The organism is Vibrio quintilis (assembly GCF_024529975.1).
In the GTDB taxonomy this organism is placed as follows: domain Bacteria; phylum Pseudomonadota; class Gammaproteobacteria; order Enterobacterales; family Vibrionaceae; genus Vibrio; species Vibrio quintilis.
Map to the genome: position 1 here is coordinate 768,288 of NZ_AP024898.1, position 19,742 is coordinate 788,029.

Annotated in this window: 5 protein-coding genes; all 5 read left to right on the plus strand. The window is 51.4% G+C overall.

Annotated elements, in window-relative coordinates:
• The first annotated feature begins 56 nt into the window (after window positions 1-56).
• From OC443_RS22020 to asnB, 5 genes are read left to right on the plus strand one after another with little or no spacing between them, the layout of a single operon-like run.
• Window positions 57-251, plus strand: a complete 195-nt coding sequence (locus OC443_RS22020) for a hypothetical protein (RefSeq protein ID WP_073579365.1) — start codon at window positions 57-59, stop codon at window positions 249-251.
• Window positions 248-1,891 carry a cyclic peptide export ABC transporter gene (locus tag OC443_RS22025; protein ID WP_073579366.1) on the plus strand — a complete coding sequence of 548 codons (1,644 nt, stop codon included), beginning with the start codon at window positions 248-250 and terminating at the stop codon, window positions 1,889-1,891. The genes OC443_RS22020 and OC443_RS22025 overlap by 4 nt, the downstream gene beginning before the upstream one ends.
• Window positions 1,888-3,153 carry a prohibitin family protein gene (locus OC443_RS22030; protein WP_073579367.1) on the plus strand — a complete coding sequence of 422 codons (1,266 nt, stop codon included), beginning with the start codon at window positions 1,888-1,890 and terminating at the stop codon, window positions 3,151-3,153. The genes OC443_RS22025 and OC443_RS22030 overlap by 4 nt, the downstream gene beginning before the upstream one ends.
• Window positions 3,150-17,792, plus strand: coding sequence for a hybrid non-ribosomal peptide synthetase/type I polyketide synthase (locus OC443_RS22035; RefSeq protein ID WP_073579368.1), 14,643 nt, complete (start codon window positions 3,150-3,152; stop codon window positions 17,790-17,792). Before OC443_RS22030 ends, OC443_RS22035 begins: the two co-directional genes overlap by 4 nt.
• On the plus strand, window positions 17,793-19,673 hold the full coding sequence (gene asnB / locus OC443_RS22040; protein ID WP_073579369.1) for an asparagine synthase (glutamine-hydrolyzing): 1,881 nt from the start codon (window positions 17,793-17,795) through the stop codon (window positions 19,671-19,673). It begins immediately after the preceding gene.
• Window positions 19,674-19,742: the final 69 nt, after the last annotated feature.

The window sequence follows — 19,742 nt, forward strand, 5'->3', positions numbered from 1 at the left end:
TCCGCTTCCGGGAGGTGAGGAATAAAGTTTCACCATTATTCGTCAGCAGGTTTTTAATGAATATTTATATTTTAATTATATATTTTTTTGCCAGTGTATTGGTTGGTTATATGGGACGTAACACGTTTGCCGGTGCAGTTGGTTATTTTCTGTTGTCTTGTATTTTCTCACCTCCGATTGCGTTGTTCTTCCTGATTGTGACAAATAAAAAAACACGCATTGATATGAATAAAAAGAATAATGATTTATGAATGTTTTTCGTTTAATTGATCGCGAATTAAAAATTAATAAAAGAAAGTTTTTATCTTTTGCCGGAATATCAGGTTTTGCCAATGCTGCGATTCTTGCTGTAATTAATGTTTCAGCAGAGCATGTTTCGAATAAAGAGGACACCATCTATTATCTGGCGTTATTTATTGTCGTCAGTGCGATGTATGCCGTTGCCCAGAAACAGCTGATGATGGAAGCCACAACCCATGTGGAAAAATCTATTAACAGCCTGAGGATTAAACTGGTAAAAGATATCCTGCACAGTGAATTAAGTACCATTGAGACCATTGGCAAAGAAAAAATTTACACCATTGTCAGTAAAGAGCTGCAAACCATGTCTCAGGCTTCGGCGTTGTTTGTCATCTGTGGACAGGCTGCCATCCTGCTGTTTTTTACCATTTTGTATGTGGCCTGGTTATCACCGGTGGCATTCTTTCTGACTTTCATCTTTTTAGCGATTGGCAGTGGCTGGCACATTCTTCGTTCAAAAGAGGTCAAAGAAAAACTGAAACAAGCATTTGATATTGAGAATGTTCTTGTCACCCGGTTATCTGATCTTCTGGGCGGGTTTAAAGAAGTTAAACTGAACTCAGATCGCTCATCTGAGCTGGAAAAACGAATTCTTGATTTGTCCGATGATGTGACGGAAACCAAAATTTCCACCCAGAAAATATACGCAGTTGATTTTGTGATTTCACAGCTCACTTTCTTTATTCTGACCGGTGCGATGGTGTTTCTTGTCCCCATACTGTCCAGTGTTTATCCGGATGTGGTGATGAAAGTTACCACGGCTTCATTATTTTTGATCGGGCCAATTTCCAATATTGTCGGTGGTGTGCCGATTTTTTCAAATGCGAACGCTGCGATTCAAAATGTACTGGAACTTGAACAAATGTTGCAGGACGGTAAGTCTGCTTTCATTCCGGAAAATCCAACAGACAATTTTGCAGACGGATTTAACAAAATTGAAATGACCGGGCTTTATTTCAGTCACTCAAATGGAGATGATGAAAAACCATTTACTGTCGGCCCGGTTAATTTAGTTATTAACCGCGGTGAAACTATATTTATTACCGGTGGTAACGGCAGCGGTAAAACAACCTTTATGCGTTTAATGACGACTTTATATCAGGCCAGTGGCGGGATGATTAAAGTTGATGGCCGGATCATCGATAAAAATAATTGCATGGCCTACCGGAATTTATTCTCCTCTGTATTCGCTGACTTTCATTTATTTCAGGAAATATATGGCATCAGTGAGGAAGATGAAGCCGTTTATTCAGAATGGCTGGAATACATCGGTATGTCCCACAAAGTCAAAATCCGGGATAAACAGTTCAGCACGATTAAGTTATCGACCGGCCAGCGAAAACGACTGGCACTAATGGTTAGTGCACTGGAAAACCGGCCGATTTGTATTTTTGACGAATGGGCTGCCGATCAGGATCCGACCTTCAGAGAAAAATTCTATTCAGAAATTCTTCCGCGACTGAAAGCCAATCACCAGACCGTTATTGCTGTCACGCATGACGATATGTATTTCGACCGGGCTGACCGGCAGCTGAAAATGGTGGATGGTCAGATCATCGAACATCACAGTCATATGGAGTCACCGCTTTGAGTATTATTATTCCAATCTGGCTGTTGCCATCAATATTATTGAGCCTGATTACCCTGACAGGCATGTATCTCTTTGTCGCGAAAAATTATCCGGAGCGCTTCCTGGTCGTCCGTTTCATCAGAAAGAACCGGATTCAGCTGGCGCTGACCGGGCTGTTTTTTATTTTCATTTTATTAGCCGTCGGGCCGAAAGTGCTGATTCCGGTGCCTTATGGTCATGCCGGTGTAATCTGGAAACGGTTTGCGGGCGGTACTGATTTGGATGAGACATTGCATGAAGGTACAGCACTGGTCATGCCGTGGAACCGGATTTATATCTATTCAACCAAATACCAGACGATTACCCACGAATTTGAAGCGGTGACGAAAAATGGTCTGGCGACCAAAGTTTATGTGATCCTCCGTTTCAGGGTCATCCGCAAAACCCTGCCGTACCTGCATGTCAATGCCGGTGTTCACTATATCGAACGGATGCTGTTGCCGGAGATCGGCTCATGGTCACGTCTGGTCATTGCCCGCCACTCTGCGGAAGAAGTCTACTCCACCAATCGTCTTGAAGTTCAGAAAGAAATTTTCTCTTTACTGAGAGGGGAAGTGGAAACGATGGAAAGTGATGAAGGACACAGCTGTGAATTAACCGCCGACGATGGCGACGGCCATTACAGCAACATCCACTGTAGTGCCAAAGATTACTTCGAAATTCAGGACTTTCTGATTCAGAGCATTGATCTGCCAAAAGGCATCCGGGAAGCCATTGTACGGAAAATTGAACAGACACACCTGGCAGATGAATATGACTGGCGGATTACCGTGGCGGAAAAAGAAGCGGTCCGTAAAGAGAAAGAAGCGGAAGGGATTGCGAAGTTTCAGAGTATTGTCACCGGCGGAATATCAGACACTTATCTGCGCTGGCGTGGTATTGAAGCCACGCTGGAACTGGCAAAATCAGACAATAGCAAAGTGGTGGTGATTGGCGGCGGCAAAGACGGACTACCGATCATTCTGAATACCGCCGGGGATGCCAAAAGTGGTGTTTCAGAGAAAGGTGACTCTGAAGAAGCCCGGTCCGATACATTTATATCCGTTAAACCGGATGAGCTGAAAAAAGAAGAGCATGTTGTAGTGAATGGCTCTACCCGGTGCGTCAATGGATGTGACGTGGATAAAACCAAAAACAAAGATAATTCCAGGCAGAAAGAACAGACTCTGGCTTCTTCCGGTGCGCCGGAGAAAAAGACTGTTCCGGAGAAAACTAACCCATGATGCGTATCAGTTATCCAGATGTGGTATCGGCAATTTTGTCGCATAAAGATTCAGACATCAGTATTGAATTCATCCGGTGTAAGAATGAATCAGAAGTTACTGATTATAAAAATTTTATTTCGCAGGCTTATGCTTTGGGGCGGCAAATGTCAGCCAGCGGTGTTCAACCCGGAGATGAACTGGTGATTGTCTCTGATGATGTGGCGTTCTTTGCCCGTACTTTTGTGGCCGCGATGTTGTTTTCGGTGGTTCCGGTGCCAGTAAGCTTTCCGGCCAGTGAGTCTTCCCGGCAGAAGATTCTGGCGATATGGAAACAACTGCGCAATCCGTGGATTATTTCTGATCAGCCACTCGATACCCTCTTCGCCCAGTATACGGATGAGCATGCGATGCACTTGCTGACCCGGGTGCTGACGCCCACATCAGCCGAAGCTCCACAAACGCCTGACAGCATTCCGGACGCTCAAATGACAGTGCCTGTCCCCGATAGTCTGGCATTCATTCAGTACAGTTCCGGCTCAACCGGCGATCCGAAAGGGGTAAAAGTTACCCATAAAATGCTGATCGCCAATTGTGACCTTGCCGTCAACATCCACAAAATTACCGCTCAGGATTCTTTTCTGAGCTGGATGCCATTGAGCCATGATTTCGGGTTGATCTATTTTATGTTGTTCCCGCTGATCTGCGGACTGAGATTTACCCTGATACCAACCCGGATATTTGCCCGCAACCCGGTGTTATGGCTCGAACAGATGAACCGTTGCCAGGCAACGATTTCCGGTGCCCCGAATTATGCCTTTGAACATGTGATGAAAATGTTCCGCTCTGATGCTGCAGCTGGCTGGGATCTGAGTTGTATCCGCTACATTATCAACGGCGCAGAACCGATCAATGCTCAAATATGTCACCGCTTTGAAGAGACATTTGCACCTTACGGTTTCACTTCCGGAGTGATTACACCCTGCTACGGACTGGCTGAAGCCACTCTGCTGGTTTCCTCGGCAACTCTCGGGGAAACACCGGTGATTTACCGTTGTAACCGCGACAATCTGAAACCGGGAGATAAGGTTCAGTATCAGGCCAACGGCTGTGAATTTGTCGATGTCGGTTATCCCGGTAACCATGTCCGGTGGCGGATCGCCGATGAAAACAATCAGCGGGTTGAAGCAGAGCATATTGGCCGGATTCAGCTTCAGGGAGACATCATCACTCCGGGATATTATTTCGCGCCGAACCGTACCGAGGCATTATTTACTACAGATGGCTGGCTTGATACCGGCGATCTGGGGTTTCTCCGGGAAGACAGACTGGTGATTACCGGACGCAGTAAAGACATTATCATTATCAATGGTAAAAACTTCTATCCTCAGGATATTGAAACCGTTTGCTGTGAGTTACCAGAGCTCGGGCTGAATAAAGTGGTGGCGGTTTCTGCGCAGGACCAGAGCGGACAGCCGGTGTTTATTGTCTTCCTGTTGTTCCGCCACAAACCTGAAGCCTTTGTACCGCTGATCAAAAAAACACAGGAACGCCTCATCCGGGAACTGGGGATCAAACCCGACTATTGCCTGCCGGTCAAACATATTCCCAAAACCACCAGTGGCAAGCTGAAACGGTTTGATCTGGTCCGGCAATTTGAGCAGGGTGATTTTGATACCGTGATCCGTCAGTTGAAAGCGACGGAATCTGCCGCAGGTCTTCATCCGATGAAATGGGCGATTCTCAGTGGCGATCACAGCGAAATTATCAACCAGCTGAAATTACTGATTCAGCCGCTATTTCCTCAGCACGATCCGGAGCAACAAAACCCGGCACAGCCAACCCTGGATATTCACCAGCCACTCATGGAGCAGGGGCTGCAATCGGTGCATTTAACTGAAATCGTTTCCCGCATCAACGACGTATCCGGTCATCACTATCCGGTTGGGGTGATGTTTGACTACCCGACGGTTCAGGCGCTGGCTGACATGCTGGCCGCACAGAGTCAGCAACTGACCACTGAATCCGGCCCAACCGGCCGCTATCAGCAAAGCGGTGCAGCTTTGATTGGGATCAGCTGTTATTTTCCCGGCAACGTCAATGACCCGCAAACATTCTGGCAGCAATTAATGGCGGAAACCGATTTCGTCAGTGACATTCCGGCCGATCGTAAACCGGTTAATCCTGAACGCCTGAGTCAGTATCCGGGCCTGAATAAAGGGCACTTTATCGATGATCCCTGGTGTTTTGACCATCAGTTTTTCCGGATCTCTCCGGCAGAAGCTTTAACGATGGACCCGCAGCAACGTCTGTTGCTGCAAGCCTGTTGGCATGCATTTGAAGATGCCGGGATTGACCCGCAACAGTGGCGTGGTAAAAAAGCCGGGGTTTATCTCGGCCTGTCAAATATCGATTATGACCATATCCTGCAACGCTCCGGCGACCCACAGGCACTGAATGCGTACCGGCTGACCGGCAATTCTCCCAGCATCGCTGCCGGACGAATCGCGTACAGCTTTAACTTTAACGGCCCGGTCATGACCATCGACACGGCCTGTTCTTCATCACTGGTTGCCATTCATTATGCCTTGCAGGATCTGCGCTCCGGTGCCTGTGATCTGGCCATTGTCGGCGGTGTCAACCTGATGCTGGACGGCAGTACATCAGCCGCTTTAACCAGTATGCAGGCATTATCCGGATCCGGGCAGAGCAAAACCTTTTCCGCGCAGGCCGATGGTTACGGCCGGGGCGAAGGATGCGCAGTCATCATTCTCCGCCGTGAAGCCGAAGCGGAAACAGACAGCAACCGGATCCGGGCTGTGATTCAGGGCAGCGCGGTCAACCATGATGGTGCCAGTAACGGGCTGACCGCGCCCAGCGGCAAAGCCCAGCAGGAAGTGCTGCAACAGGCGCTGAACGATGCAGGCTGTCAGCCGCAGGACGTTGCGTTTATTGAAACCCACGGCACCGGCACCGTACTGGGTGATCCGATTGAGGTGAATGCCATCAGTCAGGTCTATGCCGGGCGGAATCCAGACGCGTTTCCGCTCTGTCTGGGTTCGGTGAAAACCAATATCGGCCATCTGGAAGCCGCCGCCGGGATTGCCGGGGTGATTAAGTCGGCGCTGGCGCTGGCACATCAGCAACTTCCGGCGACCCTGCATTGTGATGATCTCAATCCGCATATTGACTGGTCGTCTGTCCCGGCAACCATCGCAAACCATACACAAATGCTGCCGGCAGAGCCCTGTTACGCCGGGGTCAGCGCGTTTGGTCTGAGCGGCACTAATTGTCATGTGATTTTAAAAAGCCACCGGGTCGAACAGGAAACGGCAACAGAGCCGGATACTGCATCCCGCCGACAAACGGAAGGATTCCTGCTGCCACTCAGTGCGGCATCACCGGAAAGTCTGTCGGCATTGCAGACGCAGTGGCAAAAACTGATAGCAAATGAAAATGAAGCAACACTGGCTGCCTGTTGTGCCGCCAATGCCATTCACCGGGCGCATCTGCCTTACCGGACCTGTTTTTACGGTACTGACAAGCTGGATCTCAGCCAGCAATTAGCCGGATTCTCACCACACTCACTCACATTTCACCGGGAGAAACCGGCGCTGGCATTCGTGTTCAGCGGGCAGGGCTGCCAGTATCCGGCGATGGCAGCGGCGCTTTACACCCGTTTTCCCGTTTTTAAAGCCAGTATCGATGAAATGGCTGCCGTGCTGGCGCCGGTGTGGCCTTATAATCTGATTGATGTCATGACCAGTGAGCAAACCCCGCAGGAGACACTGAATAATACCGCAGTGACTCAGGTAATCGTTGTGGCTTACCAGATTGCACTCGCAAAATTGTGGCAGGATTCCGGACTCACACCAGCGTATTGCGTTGGTCACTCGATCGGAGAAATTGCGGCGGCGGCGGTGTGCGAAAGCCTTTCTGTCAAAGACGCTGTCTTACTGGCAGCCAGCCGGGGACAACTGATTGCAGCTTTACCGGCCGGTGGCGCGATGGCGGCGGTGATGGCTGATCCGGATTCGGTTCAGTCAGCGCTGGATCATCTGGACGATGGCAGCAAACTGGTGATTGCGGCATATAACTCGCCGGGAAGTGTCACGATTTCCGGTGAAAGTGAGTTACTGGAACAGGCGCTGAACGATTTGCAGGCTGCCGGTATCCGGGTGAAGAAACTGGATATTTCTCATGCGTTTCACAGCCCGTTACTACAGCCGGTGATGGCTGACTTTGCCGCCATTGTCAGTAAAATTGCTTTTAAGTCACCCAAATATCCTGTGATTTCAACCGTGACCGGAGAAAAACTGCATCCGGATGACTGGCAACGTCCGGAATACTGGGTGGATCACCTGACACATCCGGTCTTGTTCCATCAGGCTATGACATGTTTACCGCAGCGGGAAAACCTGCTGATCCTGGAAATCTCGCCCAGACCAACCCTGATGCTGCCGGGAAAACAGTGTTGTCCGCAAAATCACTGGATATGCAGCCAGCAATCCAAAGAGATGCTGACTTCATTTTATCAGGCGCTCAACGAACTCTATCAGGCCGGTATGGATTTTAACTGGTCACCACTGTTTGAACCGGTTCTCTCTGCTACGCGAATTGCGGCGAGCCGTCTGCCACTGTATCCGTTTCAGACTCACCAGCACCGGCCAAAAACGCTGGCTCTGCCTGCATCATCACCTGCAGAAACGGCTGAGAACCAAACCGCAGCCTTATCCCAGGCCTGCGCAGAACCGTCTTCTGCGATTCATGTTGAGCCGCCGGCACATACAGCGTCCGCATCTTCTTCTGTTTCTTCTCAGATACGGGTCGACCGACAGGCTGAAGTGCAGCAATTGATCGCGTCAGTCACCGGCCTGCAATTGTCGCAGCTGGACGAGGGAGCAAACTGGTTTGCGCTCGGACTGGATTCCCTGGTGATCGTTCAGATCCAGCAGGCAGTAATGAAACATTTCGGGATTGAGTTTGAACTGGCGACACTGATGGGAGCGCTTGATACCTGCCAGAAACTGGCAGAGAAAATAGGGGAGCTGGTTCCTGAAGAAGCATTGCCGGCAGAAGCAATCAATGAACAAATCATATCTGACAGCGCGCCGATTCAGATGACAAACGATAACACATTATCTGCGACAACCGGATCTGCGACAACCAGTGCAGCGGGATCTCTGGAATCACTTTGTCAACAGCAAATGGTGGCGATGAATCAGCTGTTTCAATCTCAGCTGAGTGCCTTTTCCGGACAGATATCATCAGGCAGCCGTGCTGAAAATATCACGCCGTCAGTGCCGGAGACTCATCAACAAGCGCCACATCCGAAAGTAAACCAGCCCCGCAAGGAAATCAAAGGGTTATATCAGTCGCTGAAAACGGAGAAAAATAATGCCCTGTCCAGACAGCAGCTGGCTCACCTGAGCTGGCTGCAACAACAGCTGAATCAGCGCACCTCTGCTTCTAAAGCTTACACGGCACAACACCGGACCCACTACGCAAACAGCCGCAGTATTCTGGGCTTTAAACCGGAAACCAAAGAGATGACGTATCCGGTTCATGTCGACAAAGCCGAGGGGATTTATCTGTGGGATATGGACGGTAACCGCTACATTGATATCACCATGGGGTTCGGTTCGATTCTGTTTGGCCACAATCCGGATTTCATTAAAAATCCGTTATCAGAGGTGCTTGCGCTGGGCGCCCCGGTCGGCCCGCAGAATCTTCAGGCCGCAACTGCGGCTGAAAAGCTGTGCCGTCTGACCGGTCATGAACGGGCCAGCTTTTTCACCAGTGGCACAGAAGCGATTATGGTTGGTGTGCGGATTGCCCGGAGTGTGACCCGGCGCAAGAAAATTGTGATTTTCCACGGCGCTTTTCACGGCAGCTTTGACAGTGTACTGGCTTCCGGCTGGCTGGAAGACGGGCAACCCCAAACCGTCCCGCTGACCGATGGTTCCCCGCAGGGGCTGGTTGATGACACCATTGTGCTGACATATGGCGAAGCCCGCTCGCTGGATGTGATCCGGGAACATGCCGGTGACATTGCTGCGGTGATTATTGAACCGGTACAAAGCCGCAATCCGGTACTCCAACCGGTTGAGTTTGTCCGGGAATTGCGTGAACTGACACAAGCGCAGGATATTGCGCTGATTTGTGATGACATCATTCTCGGCTTCCGTTACGCGCTGGATGGCAGCCGCAGCTGGCTGGGGATTACGCCGGATCTGGTGACCTACGGTAAAGTACTGGGCGGCGGGCAACCTATTGGTGTACTGGCCGGATGTTGTAAGTATATGGATGCTGTTGATGGCGGTAACTGGCGCTATGGTGATGACTCGGTGCCACAGAGCAGAACGGCTTTTGTTGCCGGGACGTTCAACAGCCATCCGCTGGCGATGACCGCTGCCAATGCCGTATTAGATAAGCTGCTTGCGGAAGGGGAAGACTTACTGGTAACGCTGAACCGGAAAACCGAAGCGATGTGCCTGCAGCTCAATACATGGTTTGAGGACAACCAGATACCGGTCCGGATGGTCTGGTTTGGTTCCCTGTTCCGGTTTGAATATTCGCCGCAGACTGAACTGCTGAATTTCCATCTGCTGAAAAATGGTTTATACGTCTGGGAAGGCCGTAACTGTTTTCTGGGTTGCGCGCATACCGATGACGATATCCGTCAGATCATTGAGATTGTCAAACGCAGTGCCTGGGAACTGGTCAACGGCGGCTGGACCGACGGGTTGACCTGCGAAAATCAGTCGCTGATGCTGCCGCTGACTCACGGTCAGCAGGCGATGTATTCTCTGCTGGAATCTCAACCGGATAACGCAACGGCTTACACCGAAATGATGGCGCTTGAGTTTGAGCATTCGCCGGATCATTCGATTCTGCAACAGGCATGGGGCCAGGTGCTGGCCCGTCACGATTCACTGAGAATCAGCCGGATTAGTGCCGCGGGTCAGTATATTTCGGCGACGATGCAGCCCGTCATCACAGTAAAACAGGCCACCGAATCCCAACGTGCAGCCATGCGGTGTCAGTTACTCAATCAGCCTTTTGATACCGAATACGGTCCGTTCTGGCGGATTCAGCTGATCTGCACCCCACAGGGAAGTGATTTACTGTGCTGCTTCAGCCATCTGATTGTTGACGGCTGGTCCATGGGCATTGTGGTTGACGAACTGGCAACCACTTATCAGGCGCTGAAAGCGGGTCAGATACCGGCACCGGAGCCGGTGATTCCGCTGCTGCAATGGCTGGCCCGGGATACCGCGAAAGAAAATCAGCCACCAGTGAGCGCCCCTGAGCCTGAAGCAGATTACCTGCTGCCGCTGTACATTGCCGGAGACAGCAAACTCTACGCTCCGGCAACCGGGCAAGGGACCCGGATTCAAACCCTGTTTGCGCCGGATTTATTTGCCCGGGTTAAAAGACAAGCTCAACAGCTGCAGGTCAGCTCTTTCAGCCTGCTGATGGGCGCATGGGCGCTTTTACTGAACCGGCTGAGCGCCCGGGCCCGTTTTGTGATTGGCATGCCGGTTGCCGGACATAACGGGATGGGTGCAGGCCATCTGGTTGGTTACGCCTCTGAAGTCAGAGCCGTGCAGATCGACATTGCGCTACAGCAGACCACCGGCGAATGGGTCCATCAGCTGAGCGGGCGGATTCGGCAGGCACAACAGGATGAGATAACAGCACAAATTCCGGTGTCCTGTCTGTTTAATGTTGACCGGGGAATTTCACTCACCATGGATACCCGGCCGCGCTGGGGACATGTGCCTGTCAGTTGTGTCAAACAGCCGCTGTTTCTGAATATTCTTGAGTTTAACGATCAGCTCTATGTCGATTTTGACTTTGATACCTCGATCGCTACAGCGGAAACCGGGCAGTGCTGGCTGACCCATTATATGACCATTGTGCAGCAGCTATGCGGTGATACACAGCAGACCATTGAGCAGCTCATGGAAAGCATTGACCCGTATCAGGGCGTGTTAACCGATGAGCAGGGGATTCCGCTGTTTGCCGGAGCCTGTGGCTGGCATCACGACCCGCATCAGGATAAAAACTGGCTTGCCCGGCTGACATCTGACAGCCGGATTCAAAAGCTGACACCGGATACCTGTCCGCTGAGCCTGCACGGGCAACCTGTTTATACGGAAGCACTGCTTGAGTTACTGGATATGCCGCCGGAAGGCGTCCGGATTGAGGTGTGGCAGGGACAGATTTCCCTGAAGGTTGAAAGTCCGCTGCATCCGCTGGTATCTCTCCCGTTGCCGGTACTGGCAGAGAAGATCACGCAATCTGTCGCTGCGCCCTGGCAGCCGGTGTATATCTATCTGCCGGACGCTTCCGGTTATGTACTGATTCATGCGCAGAAACCGGCCACAACGGCGCAGGAAAAGGCCATTGCCCGGTTATGGGCGGAGACACTCGGACTGAAAGAATTCCCCCCGGTGAATAGATCCTTTATTCAGCTGGGTGGCAATAGTCTGGCGGCGCTGAATGTGATTCATAAGATGCAGACGCAGTTGCAGTTTTCCGTCAGTCTCAGTGATTTTCTTCAGGCATCCGGTATTGACCAGCTGATTGAGTATGCTGTATCTGCTGAAACACACACCGCCGGGCCGGAGATTGTTCCGCTGCATCAGAAACCTTTACATCCGGGAGAACCGGAACTGATCACCTGTTCTAATAATCAGCAGCGCCTGCTGTTTCTGCAGGTATTAGAACCACAGTTTTATGCCTACAACGTCGGTTTCTCAATGTCTCTGCCATTCCGGATTGATACAGCCTTACTGGCACAGGCACTTCAGCCCGTTATGACGGCGAATCCGGTGTTACGCTGCTGGTTCCCGCAACCGGAAACGGCCCTGGTGATTGATATTGATCCCCGGCAATTGATAAGCAGTGCTTCTTTTGCCACCGCAGAAGAAGCGATGGCCGATGCGCAGCAGGAAGTGGAAACGCCATTTATGCCGGAAAGTCAGCCCGGATGGCGGATTCGTTTGCAGCAGGTTGCTGAGCAAAGCACGCTGATTGTCACCATGCATCATGTGATTTGTGACCTCTGGTCGGTTGAGCTGTTCTGCCATGAACTGGCCGGTAAACTGCAACAATTACAGTACGGCTATCAGCTCCCGGCATCCTCTGCGACGCTCAGTTATCACGACTATGCAGTCGCCATGAATGATTATCAGGCATCTGCCCGCTATGACAGCGATCTGGAGGCTTATCTGAACTGTCTGCAACCGTTGCCGCAACCTGTTGACCTGGCCCCGGACAAACCGCGCATGAACCCCCGGAGCCTGGCAGGAGACAGTGAATTTATCCGCCTCAGCCAGAGATTAACTCAGCAACTCTATCAGTTATCCGGGCAGCGGGGCTATAGCTTACATGCCATTACCTCTGCGGCACTGGCGCTGCTGATTCATCAACAACAGGGCGCACGGCAGATGATTATCGGTGCCATCAGTGCCCAGCGGGAATATACAGGCCTTGAAAACGTACTGGGATTTTTCGCCAATACCGTGCCGGTCCGTTTTGAACTGACCACAAACATGACTATCGATGATTTCATCCGGGATTGTGCGGCGAAGATGACGCACATGATGCAGTATGGGCATCTGACGCTGGATACCATTATCGATAAACTGAATCATGTTACCGGCAAACAGCATGTCAGCCGGGATCATGAACGTCAGCCGCTGCTGGATATTGTTCTGGTGATGGATGACCGGGAAACCCTCAACCGTATCGCACAAAGCCACAATCTCGGCTTTGAAGAGATTCCGGTCAGGCAAAACCAGTTCGACTTCACCCTGTATGTCAGTTATTCCCGCCAGGGGATACGACTGCATGCCCTGTATAACAGTGACTTATACAGCCGCCAGCGGGTCAGTGAATTATTGTCTGCGCTGGAACAGATTCTTGCGCAGATAATCGCCGGACCTGACGCGCTTTTACCGGTCAGTCAGTGCTATGCACTGACTGCTCAGCAAAAACGATTATGGTTCGTCGATGCGTTTGAAAATGGATCTCTCTATGATGCTGCACCGGTGTATTACAACATGCCGTATCAGGTCATGCCGGATACCGGTCCGGTTGATACAGAAAGGCTGCAACAGGCTATTCAGCAGGTTGTCGCACAACAGGTCATTCCGGGTTATTGCTTAAGTCAATCTGCACAGGACTCAGAACAGAGTGCCAGCTGGGTCCCGGTCCAGAGACAGACACTTAAGCTGTCAGTGATTGATTGTGAACCGGAGCATCTGATGCAACAGCTCGAAGCACTGAACTTTGCTCCCTTTGATCTTTCTGAGGATTTACTGCTCAGGGCGGTGCTGGCCCGCTGCACGGATGGCCGGATAATCTTTCAGGTCACTGCGCATCACATCATTGCCGATAAATCTGCATTGCGCCGCTTTGTTGCCGCTGTGCTGGCCTGTTATGAAGGCGCACATCAATCCGTCGTCACCGGTACTGATCCTGCAGAGCTGAGTGCCATGACCGATCGCTTTTTCACACCGCAGCTGATTTCCGCACCAGAAAAAGCGCAGCAACTCAGTTACTGGAAACAACAACTGGCTCAGTTTACTCCGTTACAGCTGCCGGAAGATATTCCCCGCAAAGCCATTCACATCTATCAGGGCGAACAGCAAACCACGACACTCACCGGACTGGGAGAGCTGGCTGAACACCTTGGTTGCAGCCAGGAAGCCGTCGCACTGACGCTGTTGCATGAACTGCTGCACCGGTATTCCCGCCAGCAGGATATTGTGACCGGGATGGTGCTCACTGCCGACAGCCGGAAGCCGGACGGGCAGTCTCTGAACGAACAGTACCTGCGGGCTGACGATAATCTGGTTGTGATCCGCAGCCGGCATGATCCGCAGCGCCGCTTTGCTGAGTGGGCTGAAATGATAGAGACAACCATTGCTGACGCCCGCCGCCACGGCGATGTACCGTTTGATGAGGTGGTGCTGGCGGTGAACCCGGACAATGATATGAGCCGGACCGCTTTATTTGATGTGTTGTTTGTCTTTGAGCAACCTCAGACAGACCTCGATCTGACACTGGCTGACCGGATGCTGGTCAACGCGCAGGGCTGGGGAAAATATGATTTGGTCTTTTGTCTGACCTCTGCCGATAACCCTGAAGATATCAGCCAGATGGCGGTATGTTTTAACAATACGATTTATCACGGCCGGAAAATTGCGCAAATGATGACCGGATTGACGTTATTACTCAATTCTGTGTTAGCCGATACAGCGGCTTTATGTTGTGACCTTCATCTGCTGACCGGTGAAACCGCCCGGCAGCTCACAGAACAAAGCTGCCATTTCTCCGGGTTCGGCCAGACACAAACCATCGTGTCAGTGATTGATACCGTGACGGCGCAATATCCGGACTTTGTGGCTTTGGATGACGGTTACAGTCAGCTGACTTACGCCCGGCTCAGTCAACTGACCTGTGATCTGGCAGCGGTTCTGGTTCAGCAGGGGGTACAAAGGGAAAGTGTGGTTGCGGTGTATATGGAACGGGGGCTGTTGCAGTCACTGGTTATTCTGGCAATTCTCAAAGCGGGCGGGGCTTATCTGGCTCTGGATAAAAAACATCCGCCAGCGCGGCTCAAAGCCATTGCCGAAGATGCCGCCGCCTGTTTACTCATCACTGCCGAAGTTGATGATGCCGGGGTCTGTCCGGCAAGCGCAACGGTTTTGGTGACCGGGTTATCCGGATTACAGCTGATGACAAACGGGCAAGTCGCTGTAATACCGGAGCCGGTGCAACTGCCGGAAATTGAGCCGGATCAGCTGGCGTATCTGATTTATACCTCGGGCTCAACCGGACAGCCGAAAGGCGTGCAGGTAGAACACCGCCATGTGGTGCAGTTAATCCTGCCGCAGGAGAGCCGGTTTGAGTTTCAGGCAGGCGATCGCTGGTCGCTTTATCACGCCTATGCGTTTGACTTCTCCGTCTGGGAAACATTTGGCGCATGGATGACGGGCGGGACGGTTTATGTGGTACCGCCGGAAGCGATTATCGACAGCCGGCAGTTTTTACGCTGTATTCAGGACAATCAGGTCTCCGTGCTCAGTCAGACCCCGGGTGCTTTCTATGCCTTACTGGAACAACTGGAAGCGCAACACTGGCCGGAATTATCGTTGCAGATGATCGTCTTCGGCGGGGAAGCGCTGCAACCAGCCCGCTTAACCGCATTCCGGCAGCATTACCCGCAGGTCCGGTTAATCAATATGTACGGCATTACCGAAACCACCGTACATGTCACATACAAAGAAATTGATGATGCGGCGTGTGAATCCGGGCAAAGCAACATCGGCCGGCCTTTGCCGAACAACGGTATTTTACTGGTTGACGATCAGTTATATCCATGTACACCGGGTACCCCGGGAGAAATGGTGGTTACAGGTTACGGCGTCACGCGGGGTTATCTGAACCGGCCGGAATTGAATGAAAAGGCCTTCATTGACCTGCCGGGGATTACGGGTAAAGCCTTCCGCAGTGGTGATTTGGCCCGCCAGACACCGGACGGTGATCTGATTTATCTCGGCCGGAAGGATGCACAGGTTCAGTTGCGGGGCTTCAGAATTGAAACCGGAGAAATTGAGCAGGTCTTACTGCATTATCCCGGCATCCGCAATGCGGCAGTTGTGTTGGTTACGGATGAGGTCGCCCAGGGCGTTTCCGGCGATGATGCAGCGATTGTCGCCTGGCTGGTTCAGGAACCCGGACAACAGGATTTCAGCCATGAGCAGCTGCTTTCGTGGCTGGGTGACCGGCTGCCGGAGTATATGATTCCGTCCGGTTTCTATTTTGCTGCTGATATTCCGCTCAACCATAACGGAAAAGTCGATAAAAAAGCCCTGATGAACTGCCGGGGGAAACCACTGAAATCACTGGCAGCCGCTCAGCTTCAGGCTGATGAGATTGATTCCGTTACTGATCGGGAATTACGCCATATCTGGTGTGAAGTACTCGGGGTTTCACAGGTGAATCATGACGACAATTTCTTTGAAACCGGCGGACACAGTCTGAAAGCCAACAGCGCATTGCTTCGCATCCGCGAGCGATTGTGTCCGTCCATGACGCTGAAAGATTTCTTCAGTCATCCCCATTTTCTGGTTCAGGCATCCTTTATTGATCAACTGATTGCTGCCGATCAGGATGACGCACTGCCCAAACTATTGCCGCAACCGGCAGGGGAAACCTGGCTACCGTCCTTCTCTCAGCAGCGGCTGTGGCTGACGCAGCAACAAAACCCACAGGATACCTCTTATAATTCTGTCGGTGTGTTTACACTGTGCCGGACGACGAAAACTCCGGACTTTGAGAGCCTGTTTGAGGCTCTCAGTGCGGCATTCCGGCAGATTATCGGGCGCCATGAGGTACTGCGGTGTAACTATGTATTACAGAGCGGTACGTTGAATGTGGTGCTTCAGTCACATACGGAAACCATACTGACGAAAGTCACAGGCGCAGAAGCAGACCTCAACTTTCTGAAACAGCGTGAGTTGAATCATTCGTTTGATTTAGCGCATGACGGGCTGTTCCGGGCTTTTCTGATTGAACCTGAGACAACGGCCGGTGAGGATGCCGGTTATCTGCTGATCAATATGCATCATATCGTCAGTGACGGCGCATCCGTGGTGGTGCTGATGAAAGAGCTGGCAGCATTCTATCAACATCACTTCGACCCGCAGACAGCATTACCGGCACCGCTGGCCATTCAGTTCCGTGACTTCGCTGCATGGCAGCAACAACGCCACCGCAGCGGCGGGCTGGATCAACAGATTAACTATTGGCAACAGGTATTCGCAGATGATATTCCACAGCTGAACCTGCCCACTGACCGGCCACGTCAAACGCAGCCGGATCATCAGGGTGCGATGCATATCTGCCATTTGGGAGAGCCGCTGTCGCAGGCGTTACGCCAACTGGCACAACAGCAGCAATGTACCTTGTTTATGGTGCTCAGCACCGTCTCACAACTGATGCTTTACCGTTACAGCCGACAGGGTGATATGGTGCTCGGTACACCGGTTGTCGGGCGTGATGATATCGCACTGGAACCGCTGATTGGGTTCTTCCTGAATGTCTTGCCTTTGCGGTTACAGTGTCACGATAAACAGCTGTTTTCCCGGTTACTGGAACAGAACCGTCACCTGATTACCGAAGCATTCGCCAATCAGCAACTGGCATTTGATCAGCTGGCAGAAGCCGTGGGTTATCAGAAACAACCCGGAAGACATGCGTTGTTTGATGTGCAGATTATTTTGCAAAACAACCCGCAGTTACAGCTGGATTTCGGCAACACATCGCTGACCATGCATCAGGAAGAAACAGTCAGTGCCAAATTTGATCTGAATATTATGTTCAGTGATGACGATGATATTGAACTGCAACTGGAATACGCCACCGCACTGTTTGAGCCATCAACCACGAAAATGATGATGGAAGACATGGTGGCAATCGCTCACTGCATGACACAACAGCAGGGGGCGCAGGTGCTTACGGTTGAAGAGATTCTGGCATCCTGCCGGGACAATGAGGTTGTACAACCAGCCCTTAGTGTGACGGCGTCACAAACAGACCCGTCACTGATTCATAATCAGATTGAAGAAGAGGATTGGTAAATGTGTGGAATCGCAGGCATCTACTCGCCGGAAATCAGCCCGGCCGGTGACGTCAGTTTACAACTGCTGCAAACGATGGCGGAAACCATCCGTCACCGGGGACCGGATGATGACGGGTTTCATTGCGGTCCCGGAATCGGGCTGGCATTCCGCCGGTTATCGATTGTTGATATCCGGCACGGACAGCAACCGGTCTGTAATCAAAGTGAAAGCGTGATTGCAGTGATTAATGGTGAAATTTATAACCATCAGGCGTTAAGAGAACAGCTGGCAGATCAGGGTGTCACATTGCAAAACCACTGTGATGTGGCGGTGATTCCCCACCTGTACGAACTGTATGGGGATAACTTTGTCAGTCAGTTAAAGGGGCAGTTTGCTATCGCACTGTATGACCGGCAGGCTCATAAGCTGCTGTTAGCCAGAGACGGCGCCGGAATTGCGCCGCTGTTCTGGACCCGCCAGAACGGACAAATTGCATTTGGTTCTGAAATCAGAACGATTCTGTGTGTGCCGGGGGTTAAGAAGCAGGTCAATATGACGGCGGTTGATCAGTTGCTGACCTTTCCGGGCAGTGTCAGCCCGCATACCTTCTTTGACGGTATTTTCAGCCTCCGGCCGGGACACAGTCTGGTGTTTCATCCGCAGGGATATGATGAGCGCTGTTTCCGCGATTTGAATTATCCGGCGCAAATCAATGAACAACCCCTGACGGAAACCGGATTAAAAACATGTATCGATCAACTTGATACCCGCTTGTGTGAGGCGGTTGAAAAACGCTTGCAGGGCGATGTACCCATTGGCGTTTACCTCTCAGGCGGGCTGGACAGTTCACTGATTGCTGCGGTGCTGAAGAAAGTATCTCCGGACCGGATACGGGATAGTTTTTCGATTACTTTTCCTTCATCGGCCATTGATGAAAGCCGCTACCAGCAGATGATGGTTAATCATTTAGGCACCCGGCACCATCAGTTTGAGGTCAGGCCCGCTCATATTGCAGACCACCTGCACCAGATCGTGAACCGGGCTGAAACGCCATTACGGGAATCTTATAATGCCTGTTCGCTGATTCTTTCCGGCCTTGTCAGGGCTGAAGGGATTAAAGCGGTGGTCAGTGGTGAGGGTGCCGATGAATTATTTGCCGGTTATGTCGGCTATCGTTTGCAGGATCAGCGCTTACAGGGACAGGCGGATACGCTTGAGCTGATGCTGGAAGATGAACTCAGGCAGAAGCTCTGGGATGACCCGCAGCTGTTTTACGAGAAAAACTACTATGCGCACCGGGAACAAAAAATCTGCCTGTACAGTGAAGCCGTTCAGCAACGGCATCAACAGTTTGATTGTCTTCTGTATCCTTTACTGGATACCGGTAAAATCAAAGGCCGTCATCCGGTTCATCAGCGTTCTTATCTCGACTTTAAACTCAGAATCGCCGATCACCTGCTGGCTGATCATGGCGACCGGGTGGCCTTTGCCAACTCGGTTGAAGGACGGTATCCGTTTCTGGATGAAGATTTGATTGATGATGTCACCCGGATTCCGCCTCACTGGCTGACTCATCAGGGCGAAGAAAAGTACCTGCTGAAACAACTGGCGCAGCGTTATTTGCCCGGAGCCATTATTCAACGGCAGAAATTCAGTTTTGTCGCACCTTCGAGTGCTTATCTGCTGCGGGATTATCCGGAGTTAACCGGCGATATTCTGGCCCCGGAACGTATCCGGAGGCAGGGATACTTTGACCCGGACACAGTGGAATATCTGCGCCAGAGCTATTTACAGCCGGATCATCATTTAAATCAGACATTTGAAGATGATTTGCTGATGATCGTGCTGACTTTCGGCATCTGGCTGGATGAATTCGGCATGCCGGATTACGCCGCCTGACAGGTAGATCAATGATCTGACCGGCGTCAGATTAAAACAAGACAACCAGAGCAGCTGTCGGTTTGTCAC

Excerpts from the sequence above, each read along its gene's own strand:
- asnB (WP_073579369.1), top strand. The coding sequence starts at position 17,793 with ATGTGTGGAATCGCAGGCATCTACTCGCCGGAAATCAGCCCGGCCGGT.
- OC443_RS22035 (WP_073579368.1), top strand. The coding sequence starts at position 3,150 with ATGATGCGTATCAGTTATCCAGATGTGGTATCGGCAATTTTGTCGCAT.
- OC443_RS22020 (WP_073579365.1), top strand. The coding sequence starts at position 57 with ATGAATATTTATATTTTAATTATATATTTTTTTGCCAGTGTATTGGTT.
- OC443_RS22025 (WP_073579366.1), top strand. The coding sequence starts at position 248 with ATGAATGTTTTTCGTTTAATTGATCGCGAATTAAAAATTAATAAAAGA.